The following is a 22,804-nucleotide window of genomic DNA, read 5'->3' as shown; positions in this document are numbered from 1 at the left end:
CTCAGACCGCGTCCGTTCCGGTTGCACCGGTGCGGATCTGGTACGCGCTCTCGACCGGTATCACGAAGATCTTGCCGTCGCCCGGTTTGCCGGTCTTCGCCGCGTCGGCGATGGCATCGATGACGTCGGACGTGGGAATATCCGCCACGACGCACTCGACTTTGACCTTCTGGTGGAGATCGACCGTGTACTCTTCGCCGCGCCACTGGCTCTTTTTCACGGGTTGCGAGCCGCGACCCGAGACGTTCGTGACCGTCAGCGAGGGCGCACCGACCTCGGAAAGCGCCCGTTTGACCGCACTTAGCTTGTCAGACCGAACATAGCCGACGACCATTTCGATATCAGACATCGTCGCTCACCTCGCCGCCGTCGGTTCGCTCACCGCCGTCTGCCGCAGGTGTCCCGTCGGAACCGTCCGGAACGCGACCGGAACCGGTGACATCATCGACGAAGTTCGACCCGAACTCGGGGTAGGTTTCGATCCCGTGCTCCGATGCGTCCAACCCCTCGATTTCCTCCTCGCGGGTCACACGAGCCCAGCCGATGGCCTTCAGTATCCCGTAGATGAGGAGAGTGATCCCGGCCGCCCAGATCGCGAGGACGACGACGCCGGCGATCTGGGAGACGAGCTGCGAGACCGAGAACGTCGAGGTTGTGTCGACGAAGGGGTAGGCGAGGGCGCTGAGGACGCCGGCGGAGCCGTGAACCGGGAAGACCGCACAGACGTCGTCGATACCGACGCGCTCGAGCAGGTCGAACACCAGTGGGACCTGGATACCGGCGACGAGACCGACTACGAGCGTCCCGGTCCAGCTCGAGACCGCCGCGATGGAACAGACGCTGACGAGGCCCGCGAGGAGCCCGTTGGCGGTCATGAGCGTGTCAACCTTGCCCCGGCGGGCGTAGCCGACGGCCGCGGCACCAATGCTACCGGCACCCATCACCAGCGCCGTGTTGAGCGCGACCCGGCCCGCGTAGGCGTAGTCGCCGAGCGCCAGTTCGCCGCCGTCGGAGACCTGGAAGACCTCGACTGCGGTCCCGACGTTGAAGCCGTACCACCCGAACGCGAGGATAAGCGTCCCGAGGATCGCGTACGGGAGGGAGTGGCCGGGAATGACGTTGGCGGTCCCGTTCTCGTCGAACTTATCGACCCGCGGTCCGATGACGTACGCGGCGGTGAGGCCGCAGACGCCGCCGGTCATGTGGACGATCGCCGCGCCGGCGAAGTCCTGAAATCCGAGTTCCGCTAGGAAGCCGCCGCCCCAGGTTAGCCCCGTCGCAACGGGGTAGATCAGCGCCCCGACGAACACCGTGAACACGAGGTAGCCGCCGAGTTGTGCCCGCTCGGCGACAGCGCCCGAGACGATGGACGCGGCCACCATCGAGAACGCCGCGCCGAACAGCCAGTTCGCCCAGACCGTCGACCCGCCGTTGATGTAGCTGAATGCACCGTCTATTCCCCCACCGGTGGTGAGTGCGGCGACGGCCGCCGAGACGCCGGCACCGACGAAGAAGTAGGCGATGACGCCGACGCCCCACGTGAGCACGTTCTTCGTGAGCTGGTTGGCCACGTTCTTCGAGCGGACCTGTCCGGACTCGAGCATGCCGAAGCCCGCGTGCATGAAGAACACGAGGAAGGTCGCCACGAGGACCCAGACGAGGTTGACACCTTCGGCGACGATCTCCGGATCGGCCTGCAAAGGGACCGCTAACATCGACTCACCCGGTTCGAGCCGGTCGGAAGCCGCTGACTTGAGGACTGTTGTCCGACTGACGGGACCGCAACGTCGTGCCCCGTCCAATGGCGCGGCGTCCGAGAAGTCGGATCAGCGAACGATACACATCGATGATTAGTGCCCGGACATATATTGTGTTTTCTCGGAACTTTATCACTCATAATTTTCTAATCCCTGTATTTGATGGGGTTCTGCAACATCTTCTCCTATCTCTATCGACGGATGGGAGTTATACACTAGTCACAACTGGTCAGTAGTAAGCGGGGAGATACACTATTACAAATATGGGCTTTTAACCCAATCTTATCCAAACATATGACGTATATATATTCCCATTTAGCCACTCACAATCACATTGTGTGTGGTATAGGGAAAACACTTCAACTACAGCCTACGCTCAGTAGCGTATGGAAACTGATCCGTCGATGTACCTCAAGGAACTCGGGTTATCTGAATACGAGGCCCACGCTTACGCGTGTCTCTTACAGCGCGGCATCTCGACCGCCCAGGAAATCTCCGACGGCGCTGACGTTCCGCAACCGCGAGTGTATGACGCGCTCGACGATCTCTCGCAGAAGGGATTCGTCGACATCCAGCCGGGCCGACCGAAGAAATTCGGTCCCGTCGACCCTGAGACTGCGATCGAGCGGTTCTGCGAGTTCAAACAGCGCCAGTACGACGAGGAACTGTCTCGAATGCAACTCCTCGGGGAACGGCTCGCGGATGCGGTCGACGACGAAACGGCGCCGACCGAGCGATCGGAGATCTGCTGGACATATTCCGATCGCCACCGCATCCTCGAGAAGCTCTCCGAACTCACGACCGCAGCGACCGCGGAGATTCGGATGATCACGACGCCGGTCAGCTTCGAGCGCATTCTCAACCACCACGTCGAGGAGCTGACGCGGAAGGCCGAGACGGGAACGACGATCCAGGCGGTCGTCTCGGAGGGCCAGACGATCGAACCCGCCGTCTACGATCGCGCCGAGGAAATCATGGATATTCGCCGTGTCGAGACCATCGAGGGAAGGATTTACCTCTACGATAACGCGCACGTATTGGTCGCGTTCGCCGCCACCAACGCCAACGGCTACGTCGGAGTCTCGACCACGAGCGATACGCTCTATCGGACCCAATCGCAACTCTTCGATCTCCTCTGGGAGAACGGGCGTAAAACGGTCCCCCGACCTGTCGAGACCGTTCAAAGGGGAGACGACGTTGCGTAACGGACTCAAGCACCGCGAGGCGATCACGCGAGTGACGCGTCCGAGGGAGTCGTTGTTCCGGCGCTGTGAGTGAGACGTTACGACGTGAGCGTTTCGAACGTACTGACGCCGGCTTCCGCGACATCTCGGTCTTGCTCGACGGCGCCGCCGCTGACGCCGATCGCCCCGACGACTTCCCCGTCTCGCTCGAGTGGGTAGCCGCCCCCGAAGATAACCATGCGACCGTCGTTGGTGTTCTGAAGACCATACAGCGATTCACCGGGTTGAGACGGTTCGGCCAGTTCGTGTGTCGGCATTTTCAACGAGGCCGCAGTGAACGCCTTATTACGCGAGATATCGACCGACGCGAGCCACGCATCGTCCATCCGATGCTGCGCGACAAGATTGCCCTCGCGATTGGCGACAGTGATGACCATCGGGTTCGATATCTCTTCTGCGCGCTGTTCGGCTGCTTCGATAATCGATGTTGCCGTCTCGAGACGAATCGTTTGTACTGTTCGTTGTGTATCCATGGTTACTCGGCTTCAGCCACCAGACGAGGATCCGATGACGGAGCCGTCGTGCTAATCAACGGTTAGTTTTAGTTTAGTAGTCAGGGAGCACTACTCCGAGTCCCCAACATTGATACGAAGAGGCTCGCAATTCAGACGGTGTTCAGATCAGGTTGAAGAAGTGAGGCGTGACGTTTTCGAAATGATCTGCCCAAAAACGCGCGTTTCAGTCTTCGTATCGGAATCAACTCATCTGGTCACGATGGTTCGCTCAGTGCTGTTCCGTTACGCGTGAAAGGTAAGCCGACGCGGTTTCGCGGTGCTCATGCCGAAATAGACCGCCTCAGCGGGTGCAGCGACTAAATCGATTTGCGTTTTGTGAAGTGATAGCAGACACCGCATCAGCTGATAATACTGACATTCTATTCAACCCGATGACCTAACCCGTCAGAATACTATACGTGAATTAGAGAAGTTTGGTATCACTCCCAGTCGAAAAACTGTAAACAACTAGGGGAAAAGCGTAATCTACAGCTGGCAGTTGACGCGAATCCGAATTATATCGCGCTCGACGAGACCGTGATTCAACTCGACGAATATCGCTATTGGCTGTACACTGCTGTTGATTACTAAACAAACAAAACGCTCCATACGAGGCTGTTTCCGCCGATTACGACCGCATTGGCAGAACGGTTTCTGCAGGAACGTACTGAAGATCACTGCCCTAGACGACACCACGTTTCTCGTTGATAGTGCAAAATCCCTCCAAACTGAACTTCTTAAATACGGTCCCGGATTCCGATACAAAAACGTTGGATCAGAACGCCGCTAACGTGTATCCATAAGATAAGATGGCTATCTCGGCACCGTCTAGTTAGCGCGGTTTGAGAAGTAAGCAGGTCGTAGAGTTGGTTTGAAACAATGCTCGCAGACCTGCTCGTTCCTCAAACTGCGCTAACTAGACGGTGCCGTTAGACGGGTCTTGGAACTCAAGTGACTGGTAGATTTCAGATCGTAGATCCGCTGCTTTGTCCTCGGTCAGGAGATCGGCGTCCTCGAGTGCATCGATTAATTCGGCGATCGCATCACAGAACTGTTCCGGGTCTTCAAAGCCAGTCGGATCAAGTTCGTCCACACATAGCAGTCCGGCCTGTCACTACTCAATAGTCAGCATGCAGACACATGGGACAGTGCATCTGTGGGTTGTGGTGACTACTGACGATTCCAAGGAACTTAGAATCGGGACCGGGTTGATATAGATCCGAGCGAACATGTTCTATGTCGCGTACCCCACACGCGACGCAGACTGATAGGCACCACATCTACCGCTTGGCCCACCTTCTCGGCCCTGTCCGGCGGCGGGCTACCCTCCCGTCGTCGGGCCCCTTGTGGGTTGAGTGTTCCTTCCGACCACCCACCAACCCTTGTAGGCACGGGACTCAACAGGCCAGCACGCATTCATTCACCTGTCGCGTTCCGACCGCGCGACACTCTCCCCAGTACGCCGCGAGTGGGCGTTTTCACTCCCCCGCGCCGCTCGTGGTGTTTTCAACACACCGAGTTTCGAGTGAAACTGCGGGCCATGAAGTTGATAGGGACGGATGTGATAGAGTGGCATGCCGCGTTCTCGTGCGCGGCATCCGATCATCGTCTCAGACCCGCCCGGCGTCGGTCGTTGCCCACGCTGCGCCGGGTACGTTTCCTCGTGGTTTTGCGGACATCCCTCGTGCCGAATGAAAAGCAGTTAGTCGTCGGTTCGAAACAATCGGTCATCGAACTCCCCGTTCGGCGGGTGACTCGCCGTCACTGGTTGGTCGGCGTCGATCGTCGCGTTGAGCGACGTGAGACAGTAGGAATGGCGAAGCACCGACCAGTCCTCGCGGTCGAATACGACCTCGATATCGTCCGGGTGCGCCTGACATTCGGGACAGTAGAGATTGACGTACTTGCCGTCGGGGATCTGGCTACTCATCGGTCGGTCACCTCGAGCGTGCAACTCCGATAGTCTCCCATATAGACCCATTCGCGGTCGTCACCAAAACCTTTCACAAGCGTCGGTTGCTCGCCACAGACAGGGCACTCGGTCGTGACGTGCTCGCCGCGAGTGAACACGTCCGTTCCGTGTTTCATCGTGATTTTGACGCGCGTCTCGTCGTCGTAGTTCGCTCGCGCCCACTCCTCGAGTCGGTCGGGACCGACCTCGACGCGGCGCTCGGTGTAGACGTTGTACTCGTGTGGGGACGCGGCCGCGTCCTCGAGTGTGTCCTCGGTCGGCTGGTATTCGATCGAGTCCTCTTCGCTGGCTTCGAAAGAGATAATTCGGTCGTTGCCTCCCGAAAGGTCCGGAGGTGTCAATGCTCTTCAGACCGTCGTCGCCTTCCAGTAGACTCGTGAGTAGCCACAGCGGGGTCTTGAGCTACCCACCGCTAAAGCGGTGGGATTCAGCGTGGACTCCCGTTCTGGCCTCAGTTGAGCCAGGAGAATAGCCTCCGTTCACGTTCAGCGTCCCGCTGTTCAAGCGCATGCCCAAGGGTGCGCCACCGTCGCCCTAGTAGCCGAGATCGTGGCCCACGGCTCGAGCGGTAATCTCGGCAAGCGGCGGCAAGAGCGTGCCGTCGATCGATACTCTGGCGTTCAGAGACTCCGGAGTCTGTTCGATCGCCTCGAGTCCGAAGCAAACTTCTGGGCGCTGGTGATCGGTCAAGCGACCACAGACCCAGCAACCGATCACGATTCTCTGCTCGACTACAGAGACTGTGCTCTTGATGTCGTGAAGAACGCTGCGACCGGGTCCGAGGTACTCGAGGACTACGAAAAAGAGGATACCGACGACTCGTAGTCCCAGCGTTGGATCCGCGTTTTGCTACTCGAATCGCTCTTATCGACCTGATTCTGGATCGTCCGGCCAGTCGTCTGCAGAGCCTGATAGCCCGTGAGCATAACCGTCGCCGAGTGGAATCGCGCTGTGAGTTCGACAAGATATCGCGGCGAATTCCCACCTGTCAGCATCCCCGACGGGGCAACGATGATCGGCACCTTCCCACCGGACCCGGGGTCGGCGTCCTCGAGAGTCGATCGGCATCGGTTTGTGGGAACTCAACCTGCGGCGGCGAAAACGACGTGTTGTCCCCACTCTCCTTTGCACGGTTCGCGATCGCATTGTCCATATGGTTCACGAAACTCACGGAGTACGATCTCGTGGAGTGCGAGGGGCCGACTCGAGACCGGACCTACCGCGTGGTCACAGTGGACATCGAGCCACAGCTCGAGTTGCCAGCGGCGGCTACTCAGTCATAACCAATACGTCCTACCAGCCACCCAGTATTCACGGTGAAGACTACGAAAACTGTGTCTCAAGCAAGCTAGCTGCAGTCTCCACACCGAAAATCTCCGATCCGGTAAAGACCGACAACGGTAATTCACGCCCGTCTGCTGCATAATTTTCTCGCCACAACTCAGCCAGCCGTTTCAGATCTTCCGCTCGCACTAACCGAACATCTGTTCCGACCTGCATCTCCAACTGCAATGCGTTCGATGCCGCTTGATCAGTGAAATCAGGTGCGATGATGAGGAACCACTCTACGTCGTGCTGTTCACTCTTTGTGTCAATATAATTTTTAATCTTACTGCGGGCATCACTCCCAAGACGGAACTCCTGACGACGGCGCTTATTATCCCAGAGAAGCCATTGGCTGTTCTGCTCGATCTCGCCATCTGCGACTACACCAGTTGCCTGTTGGCCAAGCTGGTTCGTTCCCTCGAGATTGAACACTTCCCGGAATATCTCCCCGGTCGCATCCTCAAACAGGACGTCCAACTTCTCCGATGGGTTGTCAGCATCAACGATATCTTGAAGCTGCGGTGGCACGTCAGTGACTGCCCCATCTGCGATATCCCCGTAGGCATCCAAATACAGGTCGACCTTTGGTTCATCCTCCTGGACAGACTTCTGGGATAGCTCGAAGTACTCAATAATTGTAGAAACCATATCCGCTGTCTTTAGCTTGTGAGCATCGAGTCCGTACTTGTCGACGATGTCCTTGAGGTCATCCTTCGGGACGACTTCTGTCAACAACTCGCTTGGGTAGACACCTGCCTGAACGATATTTTCCCGGCGGTTTTTGTTTTTGCCGTAATTCTTCCCAGTAACACCGAAATGCTCGCGGGCCTCGATCAAAACGGACTGGCGGTCAAAGACCTCGAGCGTTTCGAGCATCTGGCGATAGTTCTCGTCCGACATCTCGTAGTATAGCCAGTCCCGGATCTTGTCGATATAGTCCTCGGGGATACCAACGAGTTCATCGTAACCGGACGCATCTACTTCGTAGACGAGCGCCTGCTCCTGGAGTGACCAGATCCCTTTCTCGATAGTATCGTGAGCGTGTTCGGGGCTATCCGACCGCGAGACCTTCGGGAAACGACCGAGGGCAGAAAGTCGTTGGAAGAAGTCCAGCCACGTATAGAACTCGTGTTTGCTGTCGTTGGCGCTGTTGTGAAGCTCGAAGTAGCTGAACACCATATGGAGTTCAGAATCATCCACTTGACCTTTATAATCGACAGCGGCTTGTGCGAGGTGGAGAAGATCGTCAGTTTCGGGGAAGTCGTCTTCGTCGTAGGATTGAATGAGGTCTCGTTGCCAGTCCTGAACAGCATCAATCAGCTCTGACTTCTCCATATTATAGTCAGCCTGCTGGATGAGCTGGCGAAGAATCCCATACCGGATCACAAGGGCCTGATAGGGAGAATTGTTAATTTCGCTGAGCCTTGGCGGTGTGAAGTTATTAAGCTCTTGCTCGAGGCGTTCCTCAGCGGCGAGCGCTGGGGCATACGTCTCTAAGTATGCCTCGCGGTCATCGAAGCCGTCGTGTTTGAATGCTTCAGGATCAAAGTCGTCAGTCTTAGTCTTGGTGTCGTCTTTGATGAACCGCTTACGTTCATAGCTGTTCCAGTTCTTGTCAATAAGATCGGCTAACTCCATCTGTTACGGATTCGTTATTATTCGGAACACTTCAATATCGCCCTATAGCTGGACACCAGTTTGGCGCGAAAAGATCCCGGTGCCCCTCACTCCTCATCAGTGGACTCACCGAACTTCACCGGCTGGTCGAATTCCTTCTGTATCTCGTCGGTGACCCCGTTCTTGTACGGTGCGTCAACGATGATTTCGTAATGCGTCGTCGATCCCAGTTCGCTCCCGTCGGTCTGGACATCGGTGAACAGCAGGTCTAACTCCGTGGTCTCATTCGGCGACATGGAAATGGTTCCGTACGTCTCCCCGGCCAGTGCGTCGCCGTCGTACACGCGACAGAATACCTCTCCACCCTCGATAGCGGCATCACGAGTGTTGCGGATCGTCAAGAACAGTTCTGGTCCGAGATCGGGAGTGTACTCAAAATGATGGCGGACGATCGATACCCCACCGCCGCTGTCACCCACCTCGATAGGTTCTTCCGCCGAAGCCTCATCGTTACCGTTCGAATCGGAACTGGTACATCCGGCGAGACCGGCGAGTCCGATCGCTGCGATTGTCTCTCGACGCGTCGGATTCATGGTTTTCTATAAGTTCTACAATTGATAAGATATTTGTGATAATGTGCTGTCAGCTCGGTAGTTACGCCGGCGCGACATCGGGCGAGTGCTGGCCGATCGGAATGTCGACGTCGATCTCGTTGTACCAGACAACCGGGCGCTTTGCTCGGCCGTTCTCCTCGAGGTCGACAAGGCCGTAATCGGCGAGTTCAGTGACGTTGTCAGTCACCTCCGGCGGGTGACGGTCAACGATCCGGGCGAGTTCACGAATGCTCTCAGGTTCATGGTCCGCGATCGCCTCGAGCAGTTCAAGGTTCGTCGACCGGAAGATCCGGCCGAACGTCTCGAGGTCTGCAACGGAGAGCGTCGACGGCTTCGGGTCGACACTCTCATCGGCATCGAGAGCTGCAAGCGTGTCCTCGAGGTCGCTGCGGTCGGACGACGAATTGATTCGGACGTGGAGTGTTTGGGTCATGGCTTGGGATAGGGTTGGGTCGGTCACCAATCGGTTCGCTTGTCGAACGGAAGCGCCGCGCGCCAAGCACGATACAGTGTCTGTAATCCCGGGTAGTCAGCTTCGACTACCCGTGAGCCGAGGTGCAGTTCGTGGACACCGTGGTGGTTGTCGAACCGGATAATCGGGTCGTCTGCACCGGCGTCGCCGTAGTGGAAGGCATATTTGATGCCGTCCGGGAACTTCTCCGACTCAGGGACCGCGAGTATGCGGACGCGAGCAACGGTGCCATCCGCATAAGCTTCGATCTCATCGCGAACGACAGTAACGTCCTCGCTCATCCCTGTCTGTTAGTATGAGTCCTAACATAATAAATGTTAGGCTCAAAGCTAACATAGCACCGCTTATCTCGAAGTAGCAATGATCACACCAAGACGACATTCGGAATTGTAATCTAATTTAAGTAGAATCAATCCCGTTAAGCGCTTCCGTAGCAACATCGCCCAATTTGCCGGTTTCAATATGCGAATACCGCGCCCGTATCATTTCCTCGGAGAATTGACCGTGCGCCGTCTGTGGTGATCGACGACGGCTAGATGTCCTCGTCGAGCGCTAGTAAGAGGTCGCGAGCGTACTCCATGTTGCTCGTCGATTGTATTCGAGTGTTCTCCTCGGTCGGCTAGCTCCTCCTTCACAATCTCCGCAAGCGTCCGCTGATCGAATGTCAGAAACACCGACCAGCGCTCCGTGGTGGATCCATGAGCTTCTGGTAGCTCCGCAACGGCGAAATTACCGGGTCAGGGAGGCTCGCGGCATCCTACTGCTCTTTCTTCCGATAGATGTCCATACTCCCGCCCTCGAGCGAGATTTCCTCCCAGCGGACGCCGCGCCGGCGCGGATCGTTCGGGTCCCAGAGCAGTTCTCCAACCCGAATACCTGTATACGCGAGAACGAACACGAGGGCACGGTCACGAGACATCTTCAGCGCCTCATAGCGCGCTTGCTACCTGTCGAGGGGATCGGCATCTTCCGGAAGTTCGTGTACGTCTCGATGGCCTCGCGGGCTCGCTCGTCGACATAGCGGGTGAACGCGCGACGTTATTCGGACGTCCAAGCCTGCTGGTTACCGGGCTTACGGTCGTCATCCTCGGGAAGCGGTGCCATCGCGCTCGCCCGCTGGGAATAGGGGGCCTCGAGGTAGGCCTCGTTGATGCACCAGCCACACCACGCGAAGATATAGCGGTAATAGGTTTGTACAGTGTTCTGTTTGATCCCTCGGTCACCGGCGAGGTTCCGGATACTCGCGGAACACGCGTTCGTCGAGGTCCTCAAAAGGTGGATTCACGGTCGATATCGTCTGGAATGCTCCCGGTCCAGTCGTCGTCACTGCGGTTGCCGGTGGCCACTCGGCGAACCGCTTGAGTTCGCGCCCTGCGTTGCGTCGGTAGTTCCCGCCGTCGCCACCGCAGCCCTTTCCCTTGTCCAGGGGTACCGCTCGAAGCTGTCGCCGAGCGGTGTCGAGAGTGCCTGATCAGACATCAGCGATCCTCCACGGTCTTCGAGGTCACTCGACTGGTCTTCTTCTCCGATAAGTTCGTAGGCCAGATTTAGCGGAACTGGTAGAACCACATCCACCACTTGTAGTTCCGTTCGAACTCATACGACCGCTCGTAGGTCCAGTATTCTAACCGGCTAAGGAGTTCTCCGTTCATATTCCGAGGGGCCGTGTCGACACTGACAGTGTGCCCGCCTGCTTTGTATTTGTGATAGTTCCGAGCCCGCTTGGCCTTGGATTTCTCGAGGAACTCGCGGCGGTACCCGCACGTTGAACAGGAACACCTGTGGGTGACTCTCGAGCCCATGATTACCCCTCAAATGCCTCAGCAAGCCGTTCCCGCATGAACTCGCGCCGATACTTCCGCCGTTCCGCTTCCGAGAGGTAGTTTTTCAGTACCACCGACGGATCGCTACTCCCCTGTTCGCCGGCAATCACGTCGAGATTGTCCAGCAGGTCGCTCATGGCTTGATTGTAGGTCGTATACCAGAACCGCCGGCCTGTTTTGGAGGTCGGCCACTCGCCGCGAACGCGAACCTCTGCTCGCTGTGCCAGTCGCTTGAACCGGGCCTGTATCGTCTCGCCGGTTACGTGGCCGCTCGAGGACTCGGTTGAGGGAAACAGATAGCCGTTCCACTCCCGATCGCCGCTGCCGAGCGCGTCGAGTCGGTCGGTGAGCTCGGGAACGCCGTAGATCAGCGCGACCGTCCCCGGCCCGTTCTTTCGGTCGTCAAACGCGATATGCGGGTCGTCGCCGTCAAGAACGAGCTGTGAGACGTGCAACCCCGCGACCTCGCTGCGGCGAAGTCCCCACGCGCACAGCGCGAGCACGAGGAGTTGTTCCTCGGGGCCGTCGGCGGTGGTGTATAGCGTTCCCACCTGCGCGCTCGAGAGTGCGGGATTGTCTTTCTCGCCGTCGAGTCGCTGGGTCCAGATCTCGGTGTGGTCGACGTTGTCTGTTGGGTTGAACGGTGCGCCGTGGCGTGTCTCAAGGTGGTCGTAGAACTGCCGAATGTCGCTTAGATATCGGAGCTTCGACTCGTTGCTTTTGAGGTCATCGTCGAGTTCGTTCAGAACGGCCTCGACACGTCGGAGTTCATCGTACTCGTTGTCGACGTCCATCACTCGGTCGACGATCGCCGCCATCTCGTGGACCGCCTCGTACAGCCGCACGTAGGTTGCGAGCCGATATCGTTTCGAGTCGGCCGTCGACGAGGCACGCTTGCGTTCGGCCCGTCGCAAGAACGCCTCGAGCGCGTCGATGGTCGTTTCGTCGCCGATACCCCACTGGTACGAGTCCTCAGAACCGGGGCCGTCGTAGCCGACCGACCTGAGAAAGTCGGTCAGCGTCATGTCGTGGTGCTCGCGCAGCGTGTAGGCGATGCCCGAAAAGCCGGCGTCGACGAGGTCCTGGTAGGTCGGCCGGGATTCGAGATCGTGGCCGGCACGTCGCAGCGCCGTTTCGATTTCGGCGTACCAGAACTCACGGAGTTCGTCGAGGCTCTTCTGCGACCAGTTGATCGTTTCCTGCTGGCTATTCATGCGCCCACCCGCTCGAGAACCCCGTTCCTCCGGGTTGGGTGCATTCTAAGGCCCTCATTTTCACGTATCTGAATACAACTGACAGTCATGTAAAACTACTGCTTGTCCGTGTGTCGCACGTAGGACACACGAGTTTAGTAACATAGCGGAGGCAGTCGGCCAAATTGGCGTAAACCACATATCGCCATATCAAACTGCGGCCCTGGAGTTGCGAATGCCGGTCAAAACGTTCACGAGAAACCCAGTTCTCAGGCTTTAGGACGCCGATCTACGCCGAAAAGCAACCGATTAAACTGTCCGTTAGCTGAAACTCGTACACAGGAACAAAAATTTAGCCGAAAAACGAGTTACTGCCGGGCTGTGTTTAGTTAAGCGTGAAAAGTGAGGCGGCACGATTTTGTGCTGGTCTATGGCAAAAATCGACTGCCTCAATGGTTGTAGCGACTGGATTGATTTGAGTTTTGTGGAGAGAGAACGGACACCGCGCCGGCTGATGGAGCTTGGTATTCGACTCCACCTTGCTGGATTATCGCTTTCGAATACCGTTCGGGAACTCGAGAAGTTCGATGTCAAGCGTTCGCGAAAGGCTGTTCACGATTGGGTGCAGAAAGCCGATCTACAGCCAACAACTGATGCGAATCCGAATCACGTTGCGCTCGACGAAACCGTGATTCGAATCGATGATCACCAGTATTGGCTGTATGCTGCAGTCGATCCTGAAACGAACAGAATTCTTCACATACGGCTATTTTCGACGACTACGACCGCAGTGACTGAACGCTTTCTGCGAGAACTAATCGAGAAACACGATGTCGAAAACACTGTGTTTCTCGTCGATGGCGCACAGCATCTCCAGACAGCACTCCGCCGACACGGACTCCGATTTCGATACGAAAACAGGGAAATCGGAACGCTGTCGAACGTATCTTTCGAGAGATAAAACGACGCATCTCTTCATTCTCAAACTGTTTCAGTCATGCTAAACCATCAACCGCAGAATCGTGGCTCCAAGCCTTCGCTGTCTGGCAGAATGCTACAAACTAAACACGACCGTATCTCGCTGAGGGTAGATCATCGGAAAGAACTTCAATATCGACTTCCCTGCCGAATTCACCGGAACCAACGATATTGACGACCTCTATCTCGCTGGAATCCAGCCTGCTCATATCAAACGTACTCAGTGACCCCATTGTCAGTTGATGCGTCATCTTGGGCCAAGTAACTACTTATTTCCCAATATTCCGGTTTTGAAGCGATAAGCGTCCAAATTTGGGGAGAATTGCCGTTCATCAGTTAAGCAAGTTTTTAAGCGGGTGTAGGGGAAAGGCAGGAAGTAACATGTCCACGGTACGTCCGGAACGACTTTCTGACATAACGACGGGATTCGACGTCTTGGATTACCTTCTCGACGAAAGCGGATTGAACTACGGTGAGTTCGTGACGATCCCGGATGGCCTCCGCCGGAACCAAGGAACGAATGACTGGTATGAAGCGCACCTCGTTGATTTGGATGGAGAGGGGGTCATCCGGTACATTGAGCTTAGTCAGGGCGGTGACTCTCCCTCTTTCAGCGATGTCAAAAAACATCTCAAGCGATACGGAACCCCGATTGACGAGTTGTTCGTCGTTGTAGCGTACCGAGAAGAAGATGACGGGCCGCTTACCAGCCCGGTTTCTAACGAACTTACCTTCCTCTACATTGACGAGCAGTTTTCCTCCGAAGATGTCGAACTCACCTTTGACCTGAAGTACTTTACTGTTAACCTCACTGACATTGAACCAATCTACCTCGACTTTCTCGACACTCTCTACGTCACCAGTAGGCAAGACCGGGACTCCCTACTCAGTAACGTTGAAGACACGTTCTCCATCCGGGAGGTCACGAACACCTTCTACGAGCAGTTTGGTGAGATTTTCCGCGACGATCTGCAGAAGTCTATCACTGGGCTTCCGGATCCGGGCGAGAACCTAAATGCGTACACGCGTTTAGTAGTCAACCGTGTCCTGTTCTTGCTTTTCGTTGAGGAGAAAGGCTGGCTGAACGGCGATACAGACTACATCGAGAACAAGTACGAAGTCGCCCGGGACGACCCCGATATGCATGTCTACCATGACTTCTTCGAGCCGTTGTTCTTCAACGCGCTGTGTGACGCTACACATCAGTCCTACGACTTCCTTGGTCGTATTCCGTACTTCAACGGTGGGCTCTTTGAAGAGAAATCGATCGAGGAAGACGTTACTGTCGAACCCGCGTTCTTCGACGCGCTGCTCAACCCGACGGAAACGGAAGACGGTGACCCGAAAGGATTCCTCCGACAGTACAAGTTCTCGCTCAGCGAGTCCAATCCAAGCGAACAGGAGTTGATTGTTGACCCCGAGTTCATCGGGCGTATCTTCGAGATGTTCATGCAGGAGGCTGAGCGCGAGGAAAAAGGGACGTTCTACACCCCGAAACCAATCACCGAGTATATGGCGAAGAACGCGCTCAAGCAGTTCCTCCTGGAGGACTACGCCGACCATGAAGACGCGGTGATCGAGTTAGTCGGGAACCACCGTGCACCAACCGATCTGTCCGAAGACATTGTTCATGGGATGCGTGAGAAGGTTAGGGACGTCCAAGTGGTTGACCCGGCCGTCGGGAGTGGCGCGTTCATCATCGCCATGAGTGAGGAACTGGTCGCCATCGTTGAAGCCCTGACAGACGCGTTAGACGACGACATCGACCGCTTCGAACTCAAGCAAGATTTCATCCGCGACTCGCTATACGGCGTCGATATCGACAGTGGTGGGATTGAACTCTGCAAGTTCCGCGTCTGGTTGTACCTCATTCAAGACCTCCACATCTCCATCGACGAATTTCTCGAACAGAACGACCGGTACGCGCTTCCGAACCTTGGTCTCAAGTTCTTCGTCGGGAACAGTCTCGTCGGTGACTACGAACCGACCGAGCTACGCGATACGCTCCGCGAAGGCGACTACCAGGGTAGCCTGACCGGTGACTACGGCGAAGATGACCTTATTGACCGTATCTCCACGCTGCGGAAAGAGTACGTCGGTGCGCATAACGATGAGAAACAGGAGATACATGACGAATTACAGCGCTTGACGGACGAGCTCGATAAGAAGATTAGTTGGGACTCATCCGATCACTGGATGTCGGAAGCCGTTGGTGAGCTCGACACGGACGAGGAGGCATTCAAGTGGAGTATCAACATTCCGGAAGTCCTTCTGGAAGGCGGGTTCGATATCGTCATCGGTAACCCCCCATACAAGGGCGGAACGAATCCAGACTACGTGACCGCACTCAGCGACTTCTACGAGGAACACCGCGACGAGTACGTGAAGCCGGTGCGGAAGATGGTGTACGACCGCTACCAGAAGTTCATCTACCGCGGTGAGGAACTCGTCCGTGACGGCGGTGTCTTCTCGTACATCGTTAATTCGACATTCCGCACGATCGCTACGAAAACCTCTACACGGAACCTGCTCCAGTCGAACCGGCTACAGGAAATCCTTCTCACGAACATCGATACGTTCGACGCTGCGGTCAACGCTGCCATCTTCTCACTCCAGCACGAAGATGCGAGGGATCGAAACTACCAGATGCGGTACGTCAACGGGCTGGAATCCCCCATCACGAGTTACCGAAACCTCATCCACTTCCCCAACCTGCCGGACAACGGCGACAACGAAGTCCGGAAGCTCACGGACAACGAAGACCTGCACGCGTATCAGGTCCCCATCAATATGTACCGGAACAGCATCCGAGGGAGCTTCTTCGAACCGGACGAGGTCAAACAGAAGGTCTACCGGGACTATATCGACCCAGCGAACGACCTTATCGGCGAGTGGAAAGAGGAGCTGTACGACGTGGATCGGCAGCGTGACAACTTGGATGAGATCCGCGAGCAACACATCAACCAACTTGAACCGGGTGATGTTACACTTCTCGGCTTGGTTACATGGGGCGGCGAAGGGCTGAAAACAAACAACAACAAGGAGCACATCGCGTACATCGACGGGACTGACAGCGCAGAACGCGTTAAAGACCGGAACGAGGACTTCCAATACGTCGAGCAGAACGAAAACGCGTACAACTTCATTAACCGCGTCATTACGGATGAACACACAATCGACCCATTGGAACTATCCGAAGAAGAACGATTCAACGGGATCGATACCGACGAACGTGATAATCGGACGTGGGTTCCGATAGAGAAGGGCGCGTCCACATCAGACGTGTACTACAAGCCGACCGAGCAGTACATCGACTGGAGCAAGGAGAGCCTGGAGAAAATCAGTAACCGGCGCGGTGGCCGCATTCGTGACCCGAGTTACTACTTCCGCTCGGCTGTCTTCGCATCACGCGGTGGTGCAGGGAAGTACAAGACTAAGGCTCGCTATATCAACAACGCCGTTGTGGACTCCAGCGGTGTCGTACTCATCTCCACGACAGATCGACTCCCACCGAAGTACCTGCTCGGCATCCTCAACTCGGAGGTCACCAAGTACGTCCTGTACCACTTCATCAACGGGACACTGAACGTGCAGGCTGCGGACATGCGCGTCATCCCGGTACCGGTTCCAACCGAGGAACAATTGGACGACATCATCGAGAGCATCGATGAAGCCATCGCGCTGCAGAAAGGCGAGACCGATCGGTCACTTGATGAGGTTCAGGCTGAAATCGACGAGAAAATCGCTGACCTCTACGGCCTTGACGTTGAGTACATCCCGCGCTGGTACTGACCGACACTACCTCTCCCCCTGTAACTCATGACGGATTCCACGCCACCCGCCGCACCTGACGACCGCGATGAGGAACCGGACTGGTCAGACTACTCTGACGTTCTCGACAACAAGGAGTTCGACGTCGGTGATCGCGTGAACGCCCTTGCACCGCGCGCTCATACCGTGAAAATCGCGGTCGGGTATTTCTACCTCGGCGGATTCGAACTATTGAAAGAGAACCTCAAAGACGCTGATCATATCCAACTCATCATCGGGACGCACACGTCCGACCGGACGATCGAAGAACTCCAACGCGGATTCAGCGATAGCCTCGATGAGTACGACAAGGACGAAGCAGAGGCCGGTGTGAAGCGGCTGTACGAATTCATTCAACTCGGGAAGGTAGACGTGAAGGTCTACAACGAATCCCGCTTCCACCCTAAACTGTACTTGTTCAGGAATCCACCCGACGCTATCGATCTCGGTCGCGCCGTCATTGGGTCCTCAAACCTTTCTGCAAGCGGTCTGCACGGGAACGTAGAGTTAAACGTCGAAAAGAAAGATAACGCTACGATCCGGTACTTGGACACCTGGTACGACGAGTTATGGGAGCAAGCCGAAGCATTCGACACAGATCACATGGCGGAGGAAATCGAAGTATCGCAGTTCGGTGACGTCGTTGGGGATGACGATGACACCGGTCCAGAGCCACCAGAAGTCGAGGGGCCGCCCGTTGCCGATGTTGAGACTATCTCCCCGTACGAGGCTACGAAGCGGTTCATCGTCGAGCAATTTGAGTACGAAGTCAGCGACGGCACGTTCCTAGAAGAGATTCGTGGCGAGTACGAAGAGCAACTCACAGCGTTCCAAGAGGATGCGTTCCACGCTGCTCGCCGCCCGCTCGATAAGTACAACGGTGTGATCCTCGCGGATAGCGTCGGCCTCGGGAAATCCTACATCGGCGCGCCACTCGTCCAAGAGTACACCACATCGCTTGATGAGGTCCTGATTATCGCGCCGAATCGGCTTCGATCCATGTGGATGGACGACCTGTTAGACGAGCAGGATGGCGAATTCCCAACGAATGCGGAGAAGATGTTCCTCAGCTTCACGGGCCTGTCACGCTTGAACGAGCAAGAGATACAGCGCCTGCAGAACGTGGACCTCGTGTTGATTGACGAGGCACACAACATGCGAAATACCGGGACACAACGGTATGCGAAACTGCAGTCCATTGGTCGTCGGGGAAAGAAGTTCGTGATGCTAACCGCGACACCGATTCAGAACTCTGTCCGCGACGTCGAGAACGTCGTGAAGATCTTCGCCGACGATGACGACTTCGACTTGGAGCTTCACGGTCGCACGCCCTCGGATGTGTTCCGGGATTATGACAAGCTCAGCAGTGAGGAAGAACTTTCCGCACACGAGCGGTCCCAACTCGACCAGTTGGAGGAGAGTATTGAATCCATCCTTCGTGAGGTCGTGATTTCCCGTGACCGTCGGTACATCCTTGACCAGTACGACAACATCACGATTGGCGGTGAGCAAATCAAGGTTCCCGACCGCGTTCCACGGTTGGTTACGCCAGATGACCCACGGCTGGACGAGCTTTACGCAGAAATCATTGAAACGATTCTCGGGCCGGAAGACGACGGGGACGGTGGGCTCAACATCCCGTACGTGAGCGCCGACCGATACGACGCCGACGGCGACGAAGAAGAGGAACTCATCGTGGAGTATCAGAACGCAAGTGTGCTAATGCTGATTAACTTGCTGAAGAGGCTGGAAAGCAGCTTCGCCGCGTTCGAGGATTCTATCGACCGGCTCATCCAGAGAGAACGCATCACGCAGCAAATTGCTCGCGGAGAATTGACCGATGCTCACACCCGCGAGCAAGCGGTTGACCAGATCCGCGCGACGTTCTCGGATGACTTCGCAAAGGATATCAACTTCGATGAAATCACGGACGCTATCGATCGGGTGAGCGAATCCAAGCGTCAGCAAATCATCGAGGATATCGACGAGGACCTAACCGCGCTCACTGAACTTCGGGAAAAAGCCCAAACAGTTCTGCAGACGGAGACTGGGAGCGGTGGGCTTCGTGACGCAAAGGTAGACCGCTTGCAGTCTATCCTGCAGCGCGAGTTAGAGTCCGAGAAGGTTCTCATCTTCAGCCAGTACGTCCCGACTGTCCACCACATCTTTGAGGAATTGACGGGCGAGAATCCTGACAGTACGCAGATAGCGACCGTGGACGGTCGCACAGTTGCGTACGTCCATGGTGGTGGGCACTTCGATGAACGCCTCGTAGAACGGTTTGCACCGCATGCACAGGATGCTAACGTGACGCCTGATGAGGAAGTGGATATCCTCATCTCAACGGACGTGCTCGGCGTCGGGCAGAACCTGCAGGATTCTCGGGTGCTGGTGAACTACGACTTACACTGGAACCCGATGAAGATGGAGCAACGCATCGGGCGGATCGACCGCATCACTACCCAACACGACGAACTGCTCATCTACAATTTTGTTCCGACAGGGAATCTCAAAGACCAGTTGGGTCTGATGGAGCGGATTCAGGAGAAGATTCAGGCGATTGCACGCACCTTCGGGCACGCTGCGCCAATACTGGATACCGCGGAAGAACAGGTGCATAAGACGATTATGACGTATGAACGATTGGATGAGGCCGGAGCGAACTTCGGTGACGATCGGTTGGAAGGCATTGGATCAAAATACGATGATCTGCGGAAAACCGCCCGAGCGTTCTGTAACGAGCATGGCATCGACATTACTGATTTACAGGAGACACTTGATGCGGTCCAACACCGTAACGAGCCGCAATTCTTCGTGGTGCCGGAGACGAATGAGACGGGTATCGTCACGTTGGTCCTTATAGCGTACAATTCCGGGCGTGAGGAGTGGCAAACCACGATTTTCGATGAGGACAACCTACAGCGCGATAAGGTCGCCGGACAAATGATCTTCGCAGAGTTCCCGCGTCGCACGACAGATGAAATTGAGATTTTCACGACGATCGCGTCTGCCGACCCGACGCGATACAACCTGTCTGAAGATGCCTACGACGTGCTGACGTCATTCGCCGAAGATTTGAGTTCACCGAGTACTTGGGAGGATGATATCCTTCAACGGGAGGCTGCCGAAAGTCGGACGATTACACGGGTGAAGAAACTCTGCCAGTCGGTGTTGAACACGGACCGTGAGCTGGGTGTAGAAGATGAGGCAGCAGAGATCATCGAAATGATTTCCGAACACGAGATGAGTGACTGGGCAGAGCAGCAAATTGAGACAATTCACAGACGGAGACGTAGGTATGGTCGTGTAGGGACAATTGAGCGACTCCACCATAAACTCACGTCGGAAATTGAGCTCGTTGAACCTGAACGGATTACAGACGTAGATGTCGCCTTGACTGGTAAGATGGGTATGGATAACCCAGACAATGACATAGATCACTCCTAAGAACCGGCAGGCTGAGTGTTCCAACTGCCAGTCAAACCTTCACGAGACCATCCTCATCTTGTGGTAGACGCCAGACTCACCAGAGCACTGCCACTGTCGTTGTCACCCCAACTCTGTCACCTTCGCTTGGGTTGTCCGAATGATTCCCCAGCCGACGTCGTCTATCCAGTGGTGCGCGGTGGCCAAGGAGTAGCGGTGTTCCTGACTTCGCCATTACGTCTCTCCCAATCGATGTCGCAATGCAGAACGACGTTCGGTTCTTTGGGGAGGTGAAACCCCCGAAGAAGATCGAAAATGCACGGAATGACATGGTAGATTACCTCGACAGCGATCTCGATGTGCACGCCGTTGCCATCCTTACTGACGGGTTTGAATGGGAACTCTGGATTAGACCAAAAGGAGAGTCAGTCGAGGACTTGGATAACCCACACGCTAAAGCCAGTCTGCAGGACCCACTGAAAACCGTCCGAACACGGAATATGAAGACGGCTCCATATCAACCACACCAAGTTCGGAATAGCATCGACACTCAAGAATTCTCTAACTTCACCCTTGAGACCGTTCTGGAAATATCGAAAAAGAGTTCGACTTAGATATTTCAACCTTCTAATAGGGGTCCTGAGTAGGTTACGGTGAGGTTTTATCCGAAAATGGAGTCCCTTTCTTACCGTAGTGGACTGACCAGGCATTGTCGTATGGTTCAAGTACGTACTTCAGCAGTCGTTTGTTGGCTTCAAGATTGCGGGCAACCTCCCAGTGCGTACTGTTTCGGTTGTGGGCGGAGTGAGTACCCGAACGCCTGGCGAAGCATTGGGAAGACTAACTGGTCTTCAGTGAAGCGTTGGGTTCTGGATTCGGGCATAGGAGAGAGTCGGGACTGTAGTGCCGTGAATCCATCGCACGAAAGGAGGTGGTACGCGAGACGGCTTGTCGTCCGGCCGGGCCCATACGGTGGCTCATCGGCCGCGAGGATAGGGCTTTGGGACGGTTGCAGTAGATGAGAGTCCTAGACGTACTCCGTAAACGGTCGCGAGTCAGCGAGTTCGAACAGCGGCACCACGTCAGTCACCGCGTAGTGCTCGAGCATCCGGTGCATCTCTCGGAACGTCTTTGTTTCCGTCGCACCGGCCTCAAGTAAATCGAGATACCGCTCACCGACGACCGGCACATCGCCGCCGAGGAAATACGGTTTCATCGCATCGGCCGTGTCCCGATGTTCGGGGTAATCGTCGGTATCAACATCGTACTCTGAAAGCATCGTTCGTGGGACCTGGACGTCACAGTACTCACACGTTTCCTCGAAAGAGGTGTAGTCGCCGAAGTGGTCCCATGAATCGTGTTTCAGATCGACACTATCGGCCGTATGGACCCACTGCTCGGCTCGATCGAGGATTGATCTGTTCGCCTCGGCAGCCTCGGTTGCACGGCGAGTGCGCCCGACAAACTGCGTGAAATCGAAATAGTCGCCGTTGTACGTGATGACCGTGTCACCCTGGTGCTCGAGGACCCACTCAAGCGTGCGATCGACCAACTCGAGTTCCGACTCGGGATCGCGGCCCTCCCGGAAGAATACCTCGTGTTCGATCTCCGCGTCGGGATCGGGCTGATAGGCACAGCACAGCGAGAACAGTTCGAATTGTCCCGGGTCTTGGTAATCGCTGGGTTCCTCACCGGTCTCGAGTTGCGGATTGATCGTCTCGATATCGAACGCAAATCGTCCAGTAGACATGACGTTCTCTCTATCGTGATTATCAACTATAAATCACGCCGGTCACAAGATAATAAAACTGACATATTCGAGCAGTGGTTACTCGCTGCCGTCTGCCGAAACCCGTTCCCGAAAGTTCTCACTGGTTCCGTTGAACTCCGGCACCTCCGCGCCGTCGATCTCGAGGCTGTCGAACATCCCTTTGAGTTGCGGGAGGTGGGATGCGGGAAATTCGTAGGTCGTCCCGTCCGAGACAGTTGCCTCGAGTATGTCCTCCTCGACGGCGTCGAACTCGGTGATTTCGTCAGTTGTCTCGGTCATTTTGGATTCGCTCGAGTGTGAGTAATCC

The 22,804-nt window shown here is 55.9% G+C and carries 19 protein-coding genes and 2 pseudogenes; 5 read left to right on the top strand and 16 right to left on the bottom strand.

Annotated elements, in window-relative coordinates; all coding sequences use genetic code 11:
• Position 1 precedes the first annotated feature (1 nt).
• Together FEJ81_RS24345 and FEJ81_RS20585 are read right to left on the bottom strand one after the other, a co-directional pair.
• A complete protein-coding gene (locus FEJ81_RS24345; RefSeq protein ID WP_175416514.1) occupies positions 2–349 on the bottom strand; it encodes a P-II family nitrogen regulator in 348 nt (115 codons plus the stop codon).
• Positions 342–1,715 (bottom strand): ammonium transporter, encoded by a 1,374-nt coding sequence (locus tag FEJ81_RS20585; RefSeq protein ID WP_175416513.1) that lies wholly within the window; start codon positions 1,713–1,715, stop codon positions 342–344. The genes FEJ81_RS24345 and FEJ81_RS20585 overlap by 8 nt, the downstream gene beginning before the upstream one ends.
• A 428-nt stretch (positions 1,716–2,143) precedes the next feature.
• Here FEJ81_RS20585 and FEJ81_RS20580 point away from each other — a divergent pair, with 428 nt between their 5' ends.
• Positions 2,144–2,962, top strand: coding sequence for a TrmB family transcriptional regulator (locus tag FEJ81_RS20580; protein ID WP_138247092.1), 819 nt, complete (start codon positions 2,144–2,146; stop codon positions 2,960–2,962).
• Positions 2,963–3,039: 77 nt separating this feature from the next.
• Here FEJ81_RS20580 and FEJ81_RS20575 read toward each other — a convergent pair whose 3' ends face one another.
• From FEJ81_RS20575 to FEJ81_RS20515, 11 genes and pseudogenes are all read right to left on the bottom strand, one after another.
• Positions 3,040–3,474 (bottom strand): GlcG/HbpS family heme-binding protein, encoded by a 435-nt coding sequence (locus FEJ81_RS20575; protein ID WP_138247091.1) that lies wholly within the window; start codon positions 3,472–3,474, stop codon positions 3,040–3,042.
• 937 nt (positions 3,475–4,411) lie between these two features.
• On the bottom strand, positions 4,412–4,588 hold the full coding sequence (locus tag FEJ81_RS23485) for a hypothetical protein (RefSeq protein ID WP_175416512.1): 177 nt from the start codon (positions 4,586–4,588) through the stop codon (positions 4,412–4,414).
• A 609-nt stretch (positions 4,589–5,197) separates the two neighbouring features.
• Positions 5,198–5,425 carry a hypothetical protein gene (locus tag FEJ81_RS20570; protein WP_138247090.1) on the bottom strand — a complete coding sequence of 76 codons (228 nt, stop codon included), beginning with the start codon at positions 5,423–5,425 and terminating at the stop codon, positions 5,198–5,200.
• Positions 5,422–5,808, bottom strand: coding sequence for a hypothetical protein (locus FEJ81_RS20565; RefSeq protein ID WP_138247089.1), 387 nt, complete (start codon positions 5,806–5,808; stop codon positions 5,422–5,424). The genes FEJ81_RS20570 and FEJ81_RS20565 overlap by 4 nt, the downstream gene beginning before the upstream one ends.
• A 453-nt stretch (positions 5,809–6,261) precedes the next feature.
• Positions 6,262–6,462, bottom strand: a complete 201-nt coding sequence (locus FEJ81_RS23920) for a hypothetical protein (RefSeq protein ID WP_229504827.1) — start codon at positions 6,460–6,462, stop codon at positions 6,262–6,264.
• 328 nt (positions 6,463–6,790) lie between these two features.
• A complete protein-coding gene (locus FEJ81_RS20545) occupies positions 6,791–8,431 on the bottom strand; it encodes a hypothetical protein (protein ID WP_138247088.1) in 1,641 nt (546 codons plus the stop codon).
• Positions 8,432–8,517: 86 nt separating this feature from the next.
• Positions 8,518–9,003 carry a hypothetical protein gene (locus tag FEJ81_RS20540; protein WP_175416511.1) on the bottom strand — a complete coding sequence of 162 codons (486 nt, stop codon included), beginning with the start codon at positions 9,001–9,003 and terminating at the stop codon, positions 8,518–8,520.
• A 61-nt stretch (positions 9,004–9,064) separates the two neighbouring features.
• Positions 9,065–9,457 (bottom strand): HVO_A0114 family putative DNA-binding protein, encoded by a 393-nt coding sequence (locus FEJ81_RS20535; protein WP_138247086.1) that lies wholly within the window; start codon positions 9,455–9,457, stop codon positions 9,065–9,067.
• Positions 9,458–9,480: 23 nt separating this feature from the next.
• Complete coding sequence (locus FEJ81_RS20530) at positions 9,481–9,777, bottom strand: toxin-antitoxin system TumE family protein (RefSeq protein ID WP_138247085.1); 297 nt, start codon at positions 9,775–9,777, stop codon at positions 9,481–9,483.
• Positions 9,778–9,895: 118 nt separating this feature from the next.
• Positions 9,896–10,975: pseudogene (locus tag FEJ81_RS20525) on the bottom strand (site-specific integrase).
• Positions 10,976–11,300: 325 nt separating this feature from the next.
• Positions 11,301–12,533 (bottom strand): tyrosine-type recombinase/integrase, encoded by a 1,233-nt coding sequence (locus tag FEJ81_RS20515; protein WP_138247083.1) that lies wholly within the window; start codon positions 12,531–12,533, stop codon positions 11,301–11,303.
• 409 nt (positions 12,534–12,942) lie between these two features.
• Between FEJ81_RS20515 and FEJ81_RS20510 the strand changes: the two are divergent.
• Positions 12,943–13,577 (top strand): annotated as a pseudogene (locus tag FEJ81_RS20510) (IS6 family transposase).
• Here FEJ81_RS20510 and FEJ81_RS24280 read toward each other — a convergent pair.
• The gene (locus tag FEJ81_RS24280; protein WP_267877952.1) at positions 13,574–13,699 is read right to left on the bottom strand and encodes a hypothetical protein; all 126 of its coding nucleotides are present in this window, start codon (positions 13,697–13,699) and stop codon (positions 13,574–13,576) included. The pseudogene FEJ81_RS20510 and the gene FEJ81_RS24280 overlap by 4 nt on opposite strands.
• A gap of 172 nt (positions 13,700–13,871) precedes the next feature.
• Between FEJ81_RS24280 and FEJ81_RS20505 the strand changes: the two genes are divergently transcribed.
• The 3 genes from FEJ81_RS20505 (at position 13,872) to FEJ81_RS20495 (ending at position 21,340) form a co-directional block, all read left to right on the top strand.
• Positions 13,872–17,282 carry an Eco57I restriction-modification methylase domain-containing protein gene (locus tag FEJ81_RS20505; protein WP_138247082.1) on the top strand — a complete coding sequence of 1,137 codons (3,411 nt, stop codon included), beginning with the start codon at positions 13,872–13,874 and terminating at the stop codon, positions 17,280–17,282.
• A gap of 27 nt (positions 17,283–17,309) precedes the next feature.
• Positions 17,310–20,747, top strand: coding sequence for a helicase-related protein (locus FEJ81_RS20500; RefSeq protein ID WP_138247081.1), 3,438 nt, complete (start codon positions 17,310–17,312; stop codon positions 20,745–20,747).
• Between the two features lie 239 nt (positions 20,748–20,986).
• On the top strand, positions 20,987–21,340 hold the full coding sequence (locus tag FEJ81_RS20495) for a hypothetical protein (RefSeq protein ID WP_138247080.1): 354 nt from the start codon (positions 20,987–20,989) through the stop codon (positions 21,338–21,340).
• 413 nt (positions 21,341–21,753) lie between these two features.
• On the opposite strand, the gene FEJ81_RS20490 is transcribed toward FEJ81_RS20495, so the two are convergent.
• Both FEJ81_RS20490 and FEJ81_RS20485 read right to left on the bottom strand, forming a co-directional pair.
• Positions 21,754–22,476 carry a hypothetical protein gene (locus tag FEJ81_RS20490; protein ID WP_138247079.1) on the bottom strand — a complete coding sequence of 241 codons (723 nt, stop codon included), beginning with the start codon at positions 22,474–22,476 and terminating at the stop codon, positions 21,754–21,756.
• Positions 22,477–22,554: 78 nt separating this feature from the next.
• Positions 22,555–22,776, bottom strand: a complete 222-nt coding sequence (locus tag FEJ81_RS20485) for a hypothetical protein (protein WP_138247078.1) — start codon at positions 22,774–22,776, stop codon at positions 22,555–22,557.
• Positions 22,777–22,804 lie beyond the last annotated feature (28 nt).

The sequence above is a fragment of the Natrinema versiforme genome (assembly GCF_005576615.1).
Lineage (GTDB): Archaea > Halobacteriota > Halobacteria > Halobacteriales > Natrialbaceae > Natrinema > Natrinema versiforme_A.
This window is presented reverse-complemented; position numbering and strand designations above follow the sequence as displayed.

Coding starts and splice junctions, on each gene's coding strand:
- FEJ81_RS24345 (WP_175416514.1), bottom strand. CDS start 349: ATGTCTGATATCGAAATGGTCGTCGGCTATGTTCGGTCTGACAAGCTA.
- FEJ81_RS20585 (WP_175416513.1), bottom strand. CDS start 1,715: ATGTTAGCGGTCCCTTTGCAGGCCGATCCGGAGATCGTCGCCGAAGGT.
- FEJ81_RS20580 (WP_138247092.1), top strand. CDS start 2,144: ATGGAAACTGATCCGTCGATGTACCTCAAGGAACTCGGGTTATCTGAA.
- FEJ81_RS20575 (WP_138247091.1), bottom strand. CDS start 3,474: ATGGATACACAACGAACAGTACAAACGATTCGTCTCGAGACGGCAACA.
- FEJ81_RS20570 (WP_138247090.1), bottom strand. CDS start 5,425: ATGAGTAGCCAGATCCCCGACGGCAAGTACGTCAATCTCTACTGTCCC.
- FEJ81_RS23920 (WP_229504827.1), bottom strand. CDS start 6,462: ATGCTGACAGGTGGGAATTCGCCGCGATATCTTGTCGAACTCACAGCG.
- FEJ81_RS20545 (WP_138247088.1), bottom strand. CDS start 8,431: ATGGAGTTAGCCGATCTTATTGACAAGAACTGGAACAGCTATGAACGT.
- FEJ81_RS20540 (WP_175416511.1), bottom strand. CDS start 9,003: ATGAATCCGACGCGTCGAGAGACAATCGCAGCGATCGGACTCGCCGGT.
- FEJ81_RS20535 (WP_138247086.1), bottom strand. CDS start 9,457: ATGACCCAAACACTCCACGTCCGAATCAATTCGTCGTCCGACCGCAGC.
- FEJ81_RS20530 (WP_138247085.1), bottom strand. CDS start 9,777: ATGAGCGAGGACGTTACTGTCGTTCGCGATGAGATCGAAGCTTATGCG.
- FEJ81_RS20515 (WP_138247083.1), bottom strand. CDS start 12,533: ATGAATAGCCAGCAGGAAACGATCAACTGGTCGCAGAAGAGCCTCGAC.
- FEJ81_RS24280 (WP_267877952.1), bottom strand. CDS start 13,699: ATGAGCAGGCTGGATTCCAGCGAGATAGAGGTCGTCAATATCGTTGGT.
- FEJ81_RS20505 (WP_138247082.1), top strand. CDS start 13,872: ATGTCCACGGTACGTCCGGAACGACTTTCTGACATAACGACGGGATTC.
- FEJ81_RS20500 (WP_138247081.1), top strand. CDS start 17,310: ATGACGGATTCCACGCCACCCGCCGCACCTGACGACCGCGATGAGGAA.
- FEJ81_RS20495 (WP_138247080.1), top strand. CDS start 20,987: ATGCAGAACGACGTTCGGTTCTTTGGGGAGGTGAAACCCCCGAAGAAG.
- FEJ81_RS20490 (WP_138247079.1), bottom strand. CDS start 22,476: ATGTCTACTGGACGATTTGCGTTCGATATCGAGACGATCAATCCGCAA.
- FEJ81_RS20485 (WP_138247078.1), bottom strand. CDS start 22,776: ATGACCGAGACAACTGACGAAATCACCGAGTTCGACGCCGTCGAGGAG.